The organism is Radiobacillus kanasensis, from assembly GCF_021049245.1.
Classification (GTDB): Bacteria; Bacillota; Bacilli; order Bacillales; family Amphibacillaceae; genus Radiobacillus; species Radiobacillus kanasensis.
In genome coordinates this window covers 1,934,170-1,949,626 of record NZ_CP088020.1, presented here as the reverse complement: position 1 = coordinate 1,949,626, position 15,457 = coordinate 1,934,170, and the positions used below count along the sequence as shown (strand labels likewise).

The window sequence follows — 15,457 nt, the reverse complement described above, 5'->3', positions numbered from 1 at the left end:
ATGGAAAGGGGCGTTAAGGTTTGGAAATAAAAGAAAAAGAACAACAGTTTAAAGATTTGCTAAAAGAACAAAAAGCGTATGAAGAATCTTTGTATCTCATGATGTGGGATCTACGAACAAAAGCACCGAAAAAAGGAATGGATCTTCGTTCCGAGGTCATTGGATTCCTATCTCAGAAACTCCACGCGTTATCCACCTCTGATCAAATGAAGCAATTCATTAATGATCTAAAAGGGAAGACGGAGGATCCCATTCTCGCTAAATCTATTGAAGAGTGTGAAAAAGAGTATAACCGAAATAAAAAAATACCAGAAGCAGAATACAAAGAGTATGTGACCCTACAATCAAGAGCAGAATCTGTATGGACTGAAGCCCGTGTGAAGGGTGATTTTTCACTTCTACAACCATACTTGGAGAAATTAGTAGATTATAAGCGGAAATTCGCGGAGTACTGGGGTTATGAAAAGAATATTTATGATGCATTACTCGATATGTATGAACCCGGTGTCACAACGGAAACATTAGATCAAGTTTTTCCAGCTTTGCGCAAAGAGCTCACCTCACTAGTTGAAAAGGTCAATCAATCTAACCATAAGCCGAACCCAGAAGTTCTTCAACACCATTTCCCTAAAGAAAAACAAGAAGACTTTAGCTTGGAGATTCTAAAACGAATGGGCTTTGATTTTGAGGCTGGCCGTTTAGACGAGACTGTTCATCCGTTTGCGATCGGAATCAATCCGAACGACGTTCGTGTAACGACTCGCTATGATGAAGATGATTTCCGAATGGCCGTGTTCGGTACAATCCATGAGGGTGGGCACGCTTTATACGAACAAAATATTGATCCATCTTTATATCAAACTCCATTAGCTGGAGGAACTTCTATGGGAATCCATGAATCTCAGTCCCTATTTTGGGAAAATCTCGTAGCACGAAGTGAAGGATTCTGGCAAAACCACTTTGAAGTATTCAAATCCTTTGCACCAAACGAATTCAAAAGCCTGTCTTTTGATGAATTCTATAAAGCCATTAATGAAGTGAAGCCTTCCTTTATTCGAATCGAAGCAGACGAAATGACATATGCCTTACATATTATGATTCGTTATGAGCTAGAGAAAGCACTGATTAGTGGGGAAATTGAAGTCAAAGATTTACCAGAGCTATGGAACGATAAGATGGAGGAGTATCTAGGGATTCGTCCAACCTCTGATAAAGAAGGGGTTCTTCAGGATATTCATTGGTCTGGTGGAGATTTTGGCTATTTCCCATCCTATGCTTTAGGCTATATGTATGCTGCGCAAATTTACCATACTATGAAAAAAGAAATAGATGTTGATGAATTGATTGAAAGTGGGAATTTCCTAAAAATTAAAGAATGGTTAGGAGAAAACATTCATCGTCACGGCAAGATGAAGCAACCGCTTGAAATACTTAAAGATGTAACGGACGAAGGATTAAATCCTAAATATTTAGTGGATTATTTAACTGAAAAGTATTCAAAAATATACCAATTATAAAAGAACAAAAGTACAAAAATTGAGGTATTTAGACAGGAGTTGGATGGGGAATTGGTTTACGTACCCATACCAAGCCGATTTTATATATGCATAGAAAAGGAACAAAAAAAACGGCCCTAGGGCCGTTTTCCTTTGTAACTAAGTATGATTAGCTTAATGCATCTGCCATGTTAGGAGCAAGAAGATCAGCATCTTCGAAGATAGATCCGATAGCGCTTTGATATTCGTCCCATTTAGTTTGCGCAGCAGTGAAGTCAGCTGCATCTGCATTTGCTTCAATTGCTGAAGCTACTTCAGCATAGTAATCTTTTAGAGTAGTTAATGCATTAGTATAAGATTCTTTCATATCATCTGAAAGATCTGCGCTTACTTCGTAATTTTCTAACTCAGTTTGAGCATTTTTCGCTGCAGTAAGTGCTTCTTCAGCAGCAGCTGCGCGTTCCTCTGGTGTTACTTCATCATCACCGATTGTAGCTTGGTAAGCATTGATCGTTTGTTGGAATGGACTGAAAGTATCCGTAAAGTTTTCTTGTTCATCTAATAGTACTGTTTTTACATCGGATTCACTTGCTTTTTCTTCTTCAGATGATTTCTCTTTATCTGTTCCTTCATCTGATTGTGAACATCCAGCGATAACGAATGCTGAAATTAAACCTAAAGCTAGTAGAAATTTTTTCATGGATATTACCCCCTTAAAATTGAAATACTGTTACTATTCTGTCAATCCATAAGTAGTGTAATACTCTATTATTTAAAAGTAAACAATTTATGAAAATGTTATAATTATTGGAATTATTTAACGATTCAAAAAAAGGGGATTTTTTATGTACTTACCAGATTTTAGAATAGATAACCAATTAGCTGTTGTGACAGGAGCTGGAAAGGGAATTGGGAAGGCAATTGCTATTAGTTATGCAGAAGCTGGGGCAGACGTTGTCATCATTTCCCGTACGGAAAGGGACTTAGACGATGTAAAAGAAGTCATAGAATCATTCGGTAGAAAAGCTTATCCCATCTGTGAGGATGTTTCTAATTATAGAAGAATAATAGAAGCATTAAATAAACAAATTGGGGATGATCCTATTGATATTTGGGTGAATAATGCCGGAATGAACATACGTAGTGAATCCCTAGACGTTACAGAAGAAGAATGGAGTCAAATCATTGATATAAATATGAAAAGTACATTCTTCCTGGCTCAGGAAGCTGGTAGACGAATGAAAGAAAAGGGAAGAGGCAAAATCATTAATATTTCTTCCGTAGGAGGTCATGTAGCATTACGAACAGGTGTTGTATATGCCATGACGAAAAGTGCTATTATTCAGATGACGAAAAATTTAGCATTAGAGTGGGGGAAATTTGGTATCCACGTCAATGCAATCGGACCATGGTATTTTCCGACTTCCTTAACAAAAAAACTATTACAAGATGAGCAATACGTTCAGGATATTATGAGTCGTACTCCTTTACAACGAATAGGAAAGCTAGAGGAATTGGCAGGAGCAGCAGTGTTCTTAGCTTCAGAAGCGAGTAATTATATGACAGGTCAAACCTTAATGGTAGATGGTGGGATGACGATTTACGGTTTTTAACTGGACAATAGAACGTGCGTTCCTGTACAATGAATCGTATAAAATATTCAGTCAGAACAAGAGAGGGAAAAACATGAACTTGTCTAATCAATTAGCTTATTATTTAGATGATTTATGGTCCAAAGGGTTTAAGCTAACAGACGAGGATGTTAGATTTATATATTTAGGAAAGCATTCCACAATGTCAGAAGATTGGAAGGTCATTCTTGCTCTAAAGACTACCTTACAAAACCAACATACATTTGTAGGGAGCTACTACTTAAGCATTTTAGAATTACTGGAGGGAGAAGGGGTTCATTCTCTTTCTCATGCAACGCAACTGTTAAAGAAAAAAGGAGTTACTTCTTAAATTCTTCTTTATAACGTTGAATGGCTTGGCGTGCCAGCTGATCAGCTTTGGTGTTTTGCTTTTCTGGAATCCATTTAATGAAAAAGTGTTGAAAACCTTTTGTTTCCTCTAAAATGGATGTTAGAAGCGGTAAAAACTTTTGATTTTTCGTAAACTCCTTTTCTATAACGTCTACGACTAATTTCGAGTCGGACCGGATGGATAGAATTTCATCAGGAAAGGACTCTTGACATATTTCAATGGCTTTCATTACGGCTAAAAATTCCGCTTCGTGATTGGAATAAATGCCGCTATAAAAGGAATATTCAAAGTGATCCTTGCCATGCTTGATATAAATACCGATTCCACTTGGCCCCGGATCTCCACTTGCCGCTCCATCTGTATAAATTTCTAACATAAAATCACCCGCTGTCGTTAAAATAAAGGCAATGCTTCTTCTCAAATAAGCATTGCCTTTTTGTGTTTAGTGTGAAGTATTGTTGAAGTTTTTCGCCATATATAAAAACGGTGTATCGATGGCGGCAACTAAGAATTTGATCAAATAAGTGCTGACGAAGATTTCAAACCAAATATCTAGTGAATATTGACCGTAGAATGCAATGCCACAAAAGATAGCGGTGTCGACTAATTGACTAATCATTGTACTACCATTGTTTCGCAACCATAGATATTTTGTATCTGGTAATACCGCTTTGATTTTACTGTAAATCCACACATCTAAGTACTGACTGACAACAAAGGCAGCTAGACTTCCAATCGCAATATTCGGAATAAGTCCAAAAATAGTTTCTAGTGACTCTTGTGCGAAGTCTTCTGGACCTGGATGAAATTTTATTACGACCTGCATAATAACTGTCATAATGATAAGGGTTGAAAACCCTAACCAAACGGCTTTTTTTGCATCTTCTTTTCCGTACTTCTCATTTAATATATCGGTTGCTAAGAAAATCGTCCCATAAATGATATTGCCTAGAGTGGCTGTTAGACCGAATAATTCAATCGTTTTTACGACTTGAATATTCGCGATAACTGTTGCCATTCCAATCCAGACAAATAGGCCAGCCTTTCCAAACATACGGTACATAAAAAGAAGCATGCTAAAATTTAGGATTGCAAATACAATCCAAATCCATTCATTTTGCAATATAATTCCTCCTTAGTTTTGATGACGCGGGAGTTTCCGAACCGCGGGTAGTAGAAAACTACCAAGCATACATTATACCTATTTCATGAAACAAATTCAATCATAGGATATAAAAAACAAGAAAAGCGATGACCAAATGGTCATCGCTAATATATGTGTAATGTTTATTTTTTCGTTACGTTAGCTGCTTGAGGTCCACGATCGCCATCGACGATTTCGAAAGAAACTTCTTGGCCCTCTTCTAATGTTTTGAAGCCTTCTTCTTGGATAGCGGAATAGTGTACGAATACATCATTTCCTTCTTCCAATTGGATAAAACCGTAGCCTTTTTCCGCATTGAACCATTTTACTACACCATTTTGCATGTTACATCCTCCTAAAAGCTTACACGTATTACGTGGTAATACAAACAAGATGAATTTGCATGAAAAAAGGTAGCTCCGATAGAAGCGAAGGATCACAATTCCAACCACTTCTTTTTCGGAAGCTACCTGTCATTAATGAATCCAAAACATCTTCTTTGCTTGTATTAAATATAGCTTATTTTTCCAGTTGCGTCAAGGAATTCGAGCTATTTCCGCTGGTGAAAAACGCTTTGTTTTTGCGTTTATTCCATTGTGTCTTTATTTTGTTTTTTTTGATTTTATACTACAATATGTGGAAAGGGAGGCAAGCTGCGAATGGCTATACATATTGGACTTACAGGGTAGGGGGATCATGATGATTTATACCCAACGAAAACAGCATCATCAAATAAGCTATCTGTTTATAGTTCCCATTTCCCTGTCGTAGAAGTAGATACTGCCTTTTATGCAATTCAGCCCCAAAAAAATTATCAGAAGTGGGTTCAAGACACACCTGATCGTTTCTCCTTTGTCATTAAAGCCTTTCAGGGGATGACCGGGCATGACCGACAAAAAAGAAGTGTTCAAGAGGCACGTGAATTGTTTGCTGCTTACGAGAATTCTATTGCACCAGTTTTAGAGGCGAATAAATTAAACTGTATCCTTTTTCAATTTCCACCATGGTTTGATTTAAATAAAGAGAACATTAGAAAACTTCGAGTGATTAGAGAGCTACTACCTCACTTACCACTTGCTCTGGAGTTTCGCAATCGAACTTGGTTTGAACCAAATCGAAAGGATCAAACCATCCGATTTATGATAGAAGAAAATTGGATTCATACGATTTGTGATGAGCCTCAAGCAGGTACAGGTTCTGTACCTACTGTCTTAGAACCAACGTCTAAAGAAAAGACACTTGTTCGTTTTCATGGGAGAAACGTGCACGGCTGGAACCGAAACGGACAAGCGGACTGGCGTGCAGTTCGGTTTTTATACAACTATAATCAACAAGAATTAAAAGAATGGGCAGATCATTTGAAGGAGATCGAGCAAGCATCCCAACAAGTAACCGTTCTGTTTAATAATAATTCGGGGGGAGATGCAGCGCATAATGCTTTCGAATTAATGCAAATATTGGGCATTACATATGAGCAACTAAACCCTAGACAATTAGACTTATTTGAATGAGAGGGGACAGACCATGCAGGAAAAGGAACACATAGCCGCAATCCAAGACTATGTATATAACAAATTTATAAAAGATGGATCGGGACATGACTATTACCATATGAAAAGGGTGGCCATTTTAGCGAAAAAAATAGCAAAACTAGAACATGCGGATGAATTTGTAACAGAGGCAGCGGGGTGGTTGCACGATGTGGACGATCGAAAGTTGACGGATTCTCCTGAAGCAGCTCGTGAAGAACGTGACCAATTTCTCGTGAAAATGGGAGTCGATTCCTCAACGAGACAAGCTATTGAGGCGGCCATTCAAGATGTATCGTTTAGTAAAGGAAAAGTTCCTAATACGCTTGAAGGGAAAATCGTGCAAGATGCAGATCGAATGGATGCAATCGGAGCCATTGGAATTGCTAGAACATTTGCTTATGGTGGATCACGAGGGCGCACTATTCATTCGGAGTTACCAGAGGAAAAAGAAACGGCATCCATCCAGCATTTTTATGATAAGCTTTTATTATTAAAAGAAATGATGCACACAGACGCAGCAAAACAAATGGCTAAAGATCGTCATGCATTTATGGAAACTTTTTTACGTCAATTTTTGGAAGAGTGGAATGCACTTGTATAAAAAAGCGTGATATCACGATGATATCACGCTTTATTCTTTATTGAGCTACACGTTTCGCCCCAATATAACGCTGTTGCCAATAGGAGATACCCATGTCTGACACTTCTACACCATTTGATTCTCCTGCATGAATAAATTGATTATTTCCTAAGTATATTCCCATGTGGGAAGGACCTGCTTTATATGTTTCATAAAAGACGAAGTCCCCAACAGATAGGGTAGAGACTGGTTTGGTCCCATTCCAAATATCACTTACCGTTCTTCCTAGCTTTATTCCATGAGCTTGATACACATATTGAATGAAACCGCTACAATCAAATCCTCCAGGAGATTCCCCACCCCAGACATAGGGTGTACCTATGAAACTTTTTGCTGTGGCAATAAGTCCTGATACCGAGTAGGACGCTGTTTCCTTTTTAACCGGTTTTGGTTCCGATTCTTGTTCTGTATCCGGTGAAGGAGCTGCAACCGTTTCCGCTGGTTCGGCTTCATAAATCTGATTAACCGTTTTTTCGTTAATGGATTGTTTCACTTCTAGACCCTGATCTTGCTGAAAATTGATTAACGCTTTATCTGTTAGTGGTCCATAAATTCCGTCTAACTCTCCTTTATAATACCCAAAGTATTGAAGAGCTTTTTGGATTTTCTCAATGTCGTCCCCTTGTTCACCAGGGTAATAATCTTCCTCAATGGATTTAAGTGGCCGCAAGTATTGTTCCCGTTCTATTCTAACAAGGGTAGAAATTGTCTTTTGGTTTGCAACACCATTAGCAGTAAGTTGATGATCCTTCTGGAAGCTTTTTAACGCATATTCTGTACGAACCCCAAATTCTCCATCGACAGGCTGTTTGAAATAGTTTAATTGACTAAGTTTATATTGAAGGACAAGGACAGATTCATTATGTTGACCATATTTTAAGTTTTGCGACTCTGTTAAAATCTCATTTTGTAAAACAGGGTAAGCATCCACATAGAAGGAAAATGGTTGGCTTAATAGAAAACCATATGCCATGGAATGTTTAACAACTTGCTGAACATTTCCGGTATGAAGCATGCGAATTATCCCCTTTCCTAAATTTGCTCTTAACAAGTTTTATGTCCTAAAAGGAAGAATATGATTTCATACAGAAAACGAAATGTTTTTGTAATATCTGTGTTACAATATTGTTATCACCATAGAAAACTACAAATATAGAAAAACTAGTGTTTTAGAGTAGCAATGAAAAAAATACTGAAATATATGGTTCAATTAATTATCATATGTATGCTGTTAATGCTACCGTTTATTGATATAACGCGACCTTTTCACGGTATTATGTTAGAGCAGGCGAAAGGGAAGGAAGCACTGTACCCTATTTATAAATTAGAAAATGCTGATGCATTAGAGGAACTGGTTGTCATTCCAGAAAAGGTACAGAACGCGAATGAACTTATTCGTATGCTGAAGCGGATTAATTCAATTGACCGACCGATTCTTGACTTACTCATGGATCAAGGGGTTAAAATACGACTATTTGAAGGTAGTCTTACAGATGAACCTTTGTTATATTATTTAAAATGGGATAAGCCCAGAGGTTGGAAAGAAAATGTGACGTGGGAGGATGTTCCTGGCGCTGGAGGTGGCTGGTTAGTCTCAGCGAAAATTGGGGCGAGTGTCTCCGGGAATGGGCATGGATCTATTAATCTAGAGCTCCATGAAATTGGCCACACCGTATATCATTTAATGAATACATCGCAGAAACATCACCAAAATATCCGTAAGCTATGGAAAAAAGAAGTATCTCTCTTGTTTCCGGGACAAGACTACTTTGCCACGTACACTTCGGAATATTTTGCTGAAGCCTTTGCTTACTATTATTGTAATGAATCATCTCGAAAAAAATTACAACAATTTGCACCGAAAACATATCAATTTTTTCAGCAATTTCATTCCATGGATTTTTCCAATTTAGATCCTTACTTTTTTAGATAGGAGTGTCTATGACATGATTACGGGAGAAAAAGCTTACTTAGAGCTTTGTCAGGAAGTATTAGAGAAAGGAACCGTAAAGGGGGACCGTACCAATACAGGTACTTATTCTGTATTCGGCCACCAGATGCGCTTTAACCTGCAAGAAGGTTTCCCTATGTTAACGACAAAGCGCGTTCCCTTTCGTTTAATTGCCAGTGAATTGCTTTGGTTTATTAAAGGGGACTCCAATATCCGATATTTACTTCAACATAACAACAATATTTGGAATGAGTGGGCGTTTAAAAAATGGGTAGATAGTGAACAATACGACGGACCAGATATGACAGATTTCGGACGAAGAAGCTTACAAGATCCAGATTTCAATGAAGAATATGTAAAACAAATGGGTCGCTTTAAGCAATCTATCCTGACTGATGATACCTTTGCTGAACAATTTGGGGATCTTGGTTCTGTCTACGGAAAGCAATGGAGAGCATGGAGAACGACAAATAATCAAACGATTGATCAATTAAAAGAAGTGATTGAAACCATAAAGGTAAATCCTGATTCTCGTCGCTTGATAGTTTCCGCATGGAATCCAGAAGATGTTCCGAATATGGCGCTTCCGCCATGTCATACGATGTTCCAGTTTTATGTAGCAGACGGAAAATTGTCTTGTCAACTGTATCAGCGTAGCGGCGATATCTTTTTAGGTGTTCCGTTTAACATCGCAAGCTATGCTTTATTGACGCACTTAATTGCACATGAATGTGGATTAGAGGTTGGGGACTTTATCCATACGTTAGGAGATGCCCATATCTACTCGAACCATAAAGAACAGGTTCTTACACAGTTAAGTAGAGAACCGAAACCTTTTCCGACGTTGAAACTTAACCCAGAAAAACTTTCGGTATTTGACTTTGACATGGAGGACTTGCTTTTGGAAGGATATGACCCATATCCGACAATTAAAGCACCCGTTGCTGTGTAAGGAGGAGGAAAGACATGTTATCATTCCTAGTCGCAATGGACAAAAACAGTGTAATAGGGCGTGAAAACGATCTGCCCTGGAGACTACCAAAGGATTTAAAGTTTTTTAAAGAACTAACGACTTCTCATACGGTGATAATGGGAAGAAATACATTTGATTCCATGGGGAAGCCTTTGCCTAATCGGACGAATGTGGTTGTAACGAGAAATACCGACTATGAGCAGGAAGGCTGCATCGTCATTCATTCGTTAGATACCATCTTAGAATGGCAAAAAGAATCTCCAGACCAAGAGTATTTTATTATTGGTGGCGGAAAGATTTTTGAACAAATGCTTCCACATGCGGATCGTATGTATATTACATACATTGATGAAGTATTTGAAGGAGATACCTACTTCCCAAATTTTGATTCATCAAAATGGGTACTGACTAGTGAGAAGAAAGGCGAGAAGGACGAGAAAAATCCATATGATTATTATTTTCGGCAATACGATCGGATATAAACGAGCCTTTGCAGTTTAGTATCTTATAGCTGTCTCATATGTTACTATAGACGTTAGAATGAAAACGCACTATAATAGACATGAATTTTAAAGAACAGACAAGCTACTTTCTATACTTAGAATTTTGAAATGGAGTGAATACTCATGTTATCTAACATCGGTTTTCCCGGGTTAATTTTAATTCTTATTATTGCACTTGTAGTATTTGGACCTTCTAAGCTACCTGAAATCGGAAAAGCAGTAGGAAGTTCCTTGAAGGAATTTAAAAAAGCAACTCGCGACTTAGTGTCAGATGATGAATCGAAGAAAATAGACGAGAAAAAATAAGCTGTACGGAAGGTGTAAGGTTGTTAAAACCTTACATCTTCTTTTCTGATAAAGGCGAAGAGGGCGAAGAGAGGGGGCGCGTTTGGTGAAGGATGACGAACAATTGTCTAATGAGAAGGACATGAACGTAGTCGACCATATATCAGAGCTTCGAAAACGATTGATTTGGACAGCTGTTGTCTTTATTACATTTTTACTTCTTGGCTTTTGGTTTGTGAAAGATATTTATCATTTTTTCGTACAGGATCTCGGATTTACATTGACGGTGATTAGTCCCGGTGAAATTATATGGATCTATTTTACAATGGCGATGCTCGTTGCTGCTGTGGGAACGATTCCTTTTTTAAGCTTGCAAGTTTGGCTGTTTGTGAAGCCAGGCTTAACACCTCGTGAACAAAAGGTTTCCTTATCCTATATTCCGGCAATTTTTCTATTGTTTATTGCTGGTTTAGTATTCGGTTACTACATATTTATACGATTAATCTTGCCATTTTTACTTTCTTTAAATGATGGTATGTTTACAGAAATGTTTACGGTGGATCGTTATTTTAAATTTTTATTACAAGTGACATTCCCATTTGCGCTGTTCTTCGAAATTCCGATCGTGTTTATGTTTTTGACGAGCTTAGGTATTTTGACACCATCCTTCTTGAGGAAAACGAGAAAATACGCTTATTTTATTCTGATTATTGTCGGAGCTGCGATTACTCCACCTGATTTTATTCTACAAGTTGTCGTGGCGATTCCGTTAATCGTTATTTATGAAATAAGTGTTGTGTTATCTGGCATCGTATTCCGCAAGAAGCGAGAAAGACATGAAGCATTTATGAACGAGCAGCAATCCGAATAGATGGAGGTGAGGGGAATTGCGTACCTTTTTCCAATTTATGATGAGATATCGAGGAGCCAAACAATATAAAGCAGAAAGTGAGTTAGCGGAATGGATGTTCCGCGATCATGCTTTTCCAAAACATGCCACTTCTTATCACGAAATTAGTAGCTATTTAGAATGGAATTCTCCTTTTCCGAATGCGTTGCAGTTGTTTGATCGGCTTTGGGAGGATTACCAAGAAGTAGAAGATTAATAGGGAAGCTAGGATAATCTAAAATAGGGGTACCGTCAGGAAAACGCGGATTTACAACGCTAAGCCTATTTTCCTGACGATTCTCCCGTTTTTAACAACGTTAAGAAAGTTTCAGTGGTCTTAAAGAATCTACTGAGATCACTTTCTCCGAATTAAAATGGTATTCTCCTAGCAAATTAATATGTTCCCAGCCTAAAAGTGACATATGGTGCAATAAGTCTTCATTAAAACTACCTGTCCGCTTTTGATATTCAACTGCTTTTGTTAGATGTAGAGTATTCCAGATACTGATGGTATTTATAATTATATCTAAAGCACTAGCTCTTTGAAGCTGATGCTGTATGGTTCGTTCCCTAAGCTCTCCTTGTTTTCCGAAGAAAATAGCTCTTGCCAGTCCATTCATGGCTTCTCCTTTATTCAATCCTCTTTGTATTTTTCTTCTTAGAGATTCATCCGAAATGTAATTAAGAATAAAAATCGTTTTTTCTATTCTCCCCATTTCGCGTAAGGCTGTAGCTAAGCTGTTTTGTCTAGGGTAAGAACCTAATTTCCCCATAATAAGGGATGCCGAGACTGTTCCTTCTCTTATTGAATGGGCTAATCGCAAAATATCCTCATAATTTTCTTCAATGACTTTTGTATTTATTTGTCCACGTAAAATAGCTTCAAGTTTTGGATACTCACTCGCTTTATCTATTGTAAATAATTTTGAGTCCGATAGATCTCTTATTCTTGGAGCAAATTTAAATCCTAATAAATGGGTCAATCCGATTAGAGCGTGATGAGTTATACCAAAAATCGGAAATATATAATATAAAATAAATTTCATATAGAGGTGGAATTATATGCCTAAAATTGACAATATGTTAGCAATTCTATGGATGCTTCGTTCAGGTGAAAAAATTACTGCAAAACAAATTTCAGAAAAGTTAGAGATGAATATAAGGACTGTGTATCGTTATATTGATACAATTTCAACAAGTGGCGTACCTATAATTTCAGAACCAGGACATAACGGTGGATACACTTTATTGAACAATTTTATTGAGGCTCCTCTTTTTTTTGATTTTGAGGAGCAAACTTCACTATTTCACGCTGCTGTTTTTGCAGAAGAAGCCGGATATTATGGAGGTGAAGCACTAAATAGGGCCATTTCAAAACTAAGTAAATACTCAAATCAAGAACAGGAAACAAAGATAAACCAACATTTAACTAGTCTTGAAGTAATAAGTCGATTAAGTTCACTCTCTATGGAACCTTTTTTGAAGGAGTTGGAGCAGGCCGTAGCTGACGGGTACTCAGTAAAAATTCTTTATCATAAAAGTGGCGAAAAGCAATTAAATTATAGATTGGTCGATCCGTACAGAATTATCTATTGGAATAATAAGTGGTATGTGATTGGATTTTGTCATCTTAGGAATAATATCCGTAGTTTTAGAGTAGATCGAATTGAAAGTCTAATGCTAACTGAAAATAAGTTTAACCGGCCAGAAAATTTTTCAGCACGTGACTTTTTTATAAAAAGTCTTCTTCCCACTATAGAAGATAAGGAAGGGATTATTTCTTTGGTTATTAATGGGGATAAAAGTGTATTGGCTGATATTTGCCAACATTGGTTTTTAGGACATTATTTACAAGAACGGACTTCAAATCAAGCAGTTTTTCTTCTTGAAAAAGATATGATACATACATATGTACCTTATTTACTTTTACCATACAATAAATCTATTAAAGTTATTGAGCCAATAAGTCTTAAGAAAAGACTTATTGAAGTTCTGTCGGAATTAATAAAATTTCATCAAGTATGATAACTTCCCTGACGTTAACTGTCAGGGAAGTTATATTATAATAGCTATATCAATTGTGATTGGAGTGTTATTGGATGCAAACAAAAAAAGTTTTTCTATATGTATTTCATACAATGTCGGACTGGGAATATGGATATTTAATTGCTGAACTAAACTCAGGAAGATATTTCAAAAAAGATTTAGCACCTTTAAAAGTAATTACAGTAGGAGCTAATAAAGAAATGATTACTACTATGGGAGGACTGAGCATAAAACCAGATATTTCCCTTGATGAATGTACTCTTGAGAGTAATGATCTTTTAATTTTACCAGGAGGGACTACTTGGAGTGAAGAAATTCATCAACCTATCTTGGAAAGAATTGGCCAAGCTTTAAAGCTTGGCACTATTGTTGCTGCAATTTGTGGTGCAACTGAGGCCCTTGCGAATATGGGATACTTAGATACTAGAAAGCATACAAGTAATAATTTAGAATACACTAAAATGGTATGTCCTAACTATAAAGGAGAAAAGTTCTATGAGGTGGGATCTGCGGTATCTGATGCGAATTTAGTTACGGCATCAGGAATAGCTCCTCTGGAATTTGCGATGGAAGTACTGAAAAAATTAGATGTATTTACACCAGATGCATTACATTCATGGTATAACCTAAATAAGACTCATAAACCTGAATACTTCTTTCAGTTAATGAATTCAATAAATAAATGAAGTAACTGAAAAGCTCAATTTCTCTATTTTGATTTGTAGAGAAGTTGGGCTTTTTAATTTGGAATTTCCTTATCGTTGTAAATCCGCATTTTCCTGACGCTACCCCGTATTGATAGGTTCTTTTGTCACATTCTTTTATCGTGATTTTACTTCATTTTAGTGATAAATCTCTTTTGAAAATTTTCATCTAGTTCATTCATTATGGTATGTTGATTGGAGTGGAGGGCAATCGACTCCTCGAAAATAAAGAACCATTTTCTTCGGAACAGCACGAGTTGAAGACCACGTAAGATGCACCTGCGTCTTCTAGTAACGCTTCGAAGTAAGCTTTCTCGGTGCAAGGCAGCAAAGATGATCACTCGATGCAGTAGCCTGGCTGAGGCCGTCCCCGCGGAAAGCGATTACCCGCAACAGAAACCAGCATCGTACACACACCGAGCAGTCACTAAACCGATGGTTTTTATTGTAACTTTTATTATTTCGTTACGTCGCATTTTATATAAAATTAGCAACAATATTTACAAAACATGCAAAAAGCAAAATCCGAACTGATTCGAATTCTAATTAGAGAAGTTTCGAACTATAGTTCGGATTTTATTTATGATTAAAACATTTTGTCTTAGTCTCTTTTTTTAAGCAATTTGCACATCTATTAGGCTCGTAAACGAAATCGTCTTCAAGCTTTCTTTGTCAGACATCACCGTTAAAGAAGCTTTGATCGGGTTAATGGTTGATATATACCCACACACGGAATGAATACGCTGATTAGAAAAAAAGGTTATCTTAACGGAATGCTTCTCGTTATAAGCATCATGAATGAGTTCATTCATTTCATCCAATTTTTGTTCATCGATTATTGGCATGGTTTGATCAGCATCTTCTCGCCACAATTCCCGGAGCATTTCAACATGCTCTGGTAGCATAAGAGAGCTCCACTTAATGGAACCACGGTCATGTATCATGAATAGCACCTTCTCCTTTCTCATAACATGTATTATAAGGGAACAAATGTTCTTTTTCAATGGATAAAGAACATTTGTTCGTGTATAATAGTAAAAAAAGGATGGTGAAGGAACATGACCGCTGAACAGGTTCGATGGACAAGAGAAAGAAATGTGGAAATGATTTACGTAGCCAAAAATGGATCCTTTACGCAACGGAAAGTGAAAATTATCGGAATTACGGATACACAAATTTATGCTTATTGCCATTTAAGAAAGCAAGTGAGAACGTTTTTACTTGATCAAATCTTAGCTATTTTTCCATAAATACCATGATATGCTGCATTCGATGTATTCTGACATTTTGCAAACATGATATGATAGAAAG

19 protein-coding genes and 2 pseudogenes are annotated in these 15,457 nt (G+C 37.1%); 14 read left to right on the top strand and 7 right to left on the bottom strand.

What is annotated here, in order from left to right; translation table 11 throughout:
• The first annotated feature begins 26 nt into the window (after positions 1–26).
• A complete protein-coding gene (locus KO561_RS10105; RefSeq protein WP_331000861.1) occupies positions 27–1,517 on the top strand; it encodes a carboxypeptidase M32 in 1,491 nt (496 codons plus the stop codon).
• Between the two features lie 148 nt (positions 1,518–1,665).
• On the opposite strand, the gene KO561_RS10100 is transcribed toward KO561_RS10105, so the two are convergent.
• Entirely contained in the window at positions 1,666–2,196 is a 531-nt protein-coding gene (locus KO561_RS10100) for a hypothetical protein (protein WP_231096976.1), read from the bottom strand.
• A gap of 145 nt (positions 2,197–2,341) precedes the next feature.
• Between KO561_RS10100 and KO561_RS10095 the strand changes: the two genes are divergently transcribed.
• Both KO561_RS10095 and KO561_RS10090 read left to right on the top strand, forming a co-directional pair.
• Entirely contained in the window at positions 2,342–3,109 is a 768-nt protein-coding gene (locus KO561_RS10095) for an SDR family NAD(P)-dependent oxidoreductase (RefSeq protein WP_231096975.1), read from the top strand.
• A 73-nt stretch (positions 3,110–3,182) separates the two neighbouring features.
• Positions 3,183–3,458, top strand: a complete 276-nt coding sequence (locus KO561_RS10090; RefSeq protein ID WP_231096974.1) for a DUF6123 family protein — start codon at positions 3,183–3,185, stop codon at positions 3,456–3,458.
• On the opposite strand, the gene KO561_RS10085 is transcribed toward KO561_RS10090, so the two are convergent.
• The 3 genes from KO561_RS10085 to KO561_RS10075 form a co-directional block, all read right to left on the bottom strand.
• Positions 3,448–3,855, bottom strand: a complete 408-nt coding sequence (locus KO561_RS10085) for a ribonuclease HI family protein (RefSeq protein WP_231096973.1) — start codon at positions 3,853–3,855, stop codon at positions 3,448–3,450. The two genes, KO561_RS10090 and KO561_RS10085, sit on opposite strands and share 11 nt — an antisense overlap.
• Before the next feature lie 66 nt (positions 3,856–3,921).
• Entirely contained in the window at positions 3,922–4,602 is a 681-nt protein-coding gene (locus KO561_RS10080) for a queuosine precursor transporter (RefSeq protein ID WP_231096972.1), read from the bottom strand.
• A gap of 164 nt (positions 4,603–4,766) precedes the next feature.
• A complete protein-coding gene (locus KO561_RS10075; RefSeq protein ID WP_231096971.1) occupies positions 4,767–4,967 on the bottom strand; it encodes a cold-shock protein in 201 nt (66 codons plus the stop codon).
• A gap of 315 nt (positions 4,968–5,282) precedes the next feature.
• Between KO561_RS10075 and KO561_RS10070 the strand changes: the two are divergent.
• Positions 5,283–6,134: pseudogene (locus KO561_RS10070) on the top strand (DUF72 domain-containing protein).
• A 13-nt stretch (positions 6,135–6,147) separates the two neighbouring features.
• Positions 6,148–6,756, top strand: a complete 609-nt coding sequence (locus tag KO561_RS10065) for an HD domain-containing protein (protein ID WP_231096970.1) — start codon at positions 6,148–6,150, stop codon at positions 6,754–6,756.
• A gap of 37 nt (positions 6,757–6,793) precedes the next feature.
• Here KO561_RS10065 and KO561_RS10060 read toward each other — a convergent pair whose 3' ends face one another.
• A complete protein-coding gene (locus KO561_RS10060; protein WP_231096969.1) occupies positions 6,794–7,810 on the bottom strand; it encodes a C40 family peptidase in 1,017 nt (338 codons plus the stop codon).
• Positions 7,811–7,975: 165 nt separating this feature from the next.
• Between KO561_RS10060 and KO561_RS10055 the strand changes: the two genes are divergently transcribed.
• The 6 genes from KO561_RS10055 (at position 7,976) to KO561_RS10030 (ending at position 11,613) form a co-directional block, all read left to right on the top strand.
• On the top strand, positions 7,976–8,728 hold the full coding sequence (locus KO561_RS10055; protein ID WP_231096968.1) for an anthrax toxin lethal factor-related metalloendopeptidase: 753 nt from the start codon (positions 7,976–7,978) through the stop codon (positions 8,726–8,728).
• Between the two features lie 13 nt (positions 8,729–8,741).
• Positions 8,742–9,698, top strand: coding sequence for a thymidylate synthase (locus KO561_RS10050; RefSeq protein WP_231096967.1), 957 nt, complete (start codon positions 8,742–8,744; stop codon positions 9,696–9,698).
• 14 nt (positions 9,699–9,712) lie between these two features.
• The gene (locus KO561_RS10045) at positions 9,713–10,201 is read left to right on the top strand and encodes a dihydrofolate reductase (RefSeq protein WP_231096966.1); all 489 of its coding nucleotides are present in this window, start codon (positions 9,713–9,715) and stop codon (positions 10,199–10,201) included.
• A 144-nt stretch (positions 10,202–10,345) separates the two neighbouring features.
• Positions 10,346–10,528 (top strand): twin-arginine translocase TatA/TatE family subunit, encoded by a 183-nt coding sequence (locus tag KO561_RS10040; RefSeq protein ID WP_231096965.1) that lies wholly within the window; start codon positions 10,346–10,348, stop codon positions 10,526–10,528.
• 85 nt (positions 10,529–10,613) lie between these two features.
• Positions 10,614–11,378: a twin-arginine translocase subunit TatC gene (tatC, locus tag KO561_RS10035; protein WP_408004856.1), complete on the top strand. Its 765-nt coding sequence runs from the start codon at positions 10,614–10,616 to the stop codon at positions 11,376–11,378.
• Between the two features lie 16 nt (positions 11,379–11,394).
• Positions 11,395–11,613, top strand: coding sequence for a YozE family protein (locus KO561_RS10030; protein ID WP_231096963.1), 219 nt, complete (start codon positions 11,395–11,397; stop codon positions 11,611–11,613).
• A 100-nt stretch (positions 11,614–11,713) separates the two neighbouring features.
• On the opposite strand, the pseudogene KO561_RS10025 reads toward KO561_RS10030, so the two are convergent.
• Positions 11,714–12,388 (bottom strand): annotated as a pseudogene (locus KO561_RS10025) (Tn3 family transposase); the annotation flags it as partial.
• Between the two features lie 70 nt (positions 12,389–12,458).
• Between KO561_RS10025 and KO561_RS10020 the strand changes: the two are divergent.
• Together KO561_RS10020 and KO561_RS10015 are read left to right on the top strand one after the other, a co-directional pair.
• A complete protein-coding gene (locus KO561_RS10020; RefSeq protein ID WP_231096962.1) occupies positions 12,459–13,421 on the top strand; it encodes a helix-turn-helix transcriptional regulator in 963 nt (320 codons plus the stop codon).
• 74 nt (positions 13,422–13,495) lie between these two features.
• Positions 13,496–14,128 carry a type 1 glutamine amidotransferase family protein gene (locus KO561_RS10015; protein WP_231096961.1) on the top strand — a complete coding sequence of 211 codons (633 nt, stop codon included), beginning with the start codon at positions 13,496–13,498 and terminating at the stop codon, positions 14,126–14,128.
• 632 nt (positions 14,129–14,760) lie between these two features.
• On the opposite strand, the gene KO561_RS10010 is transcribed toward KO561_RS10015, so the two are convergent.
• A complete protein-coding gene (locus KO561_RS10010; RefSeq protein ID WP_231096960.1) occupies positions 14,761–15,090 on the bottom strand; it encodes a YolD-like family protein in 330 nt (109 codons plus the stop codon).
• Positions 15,091–15,204: 114 nt separating this feature from the next.
• On the opposite strand from KO561_RS10010, the gene KO561_RS10005 reads away from it, so the two are divergent.
• Positions 15,205–15,396 carry a WYL domain-containing protein gene (locus KO561_RS10005; protein ID WP_231096959.1) on the top strand — a complete coding sequence of 64 codons (192 nt, stop codon included), beginning with the start codon at positions 15,205–15,207 and terminating at the stop codon, positions 15,394–15,396.
• Positions 15,397–15,457 lie beyond the last annotated feature (61 nt).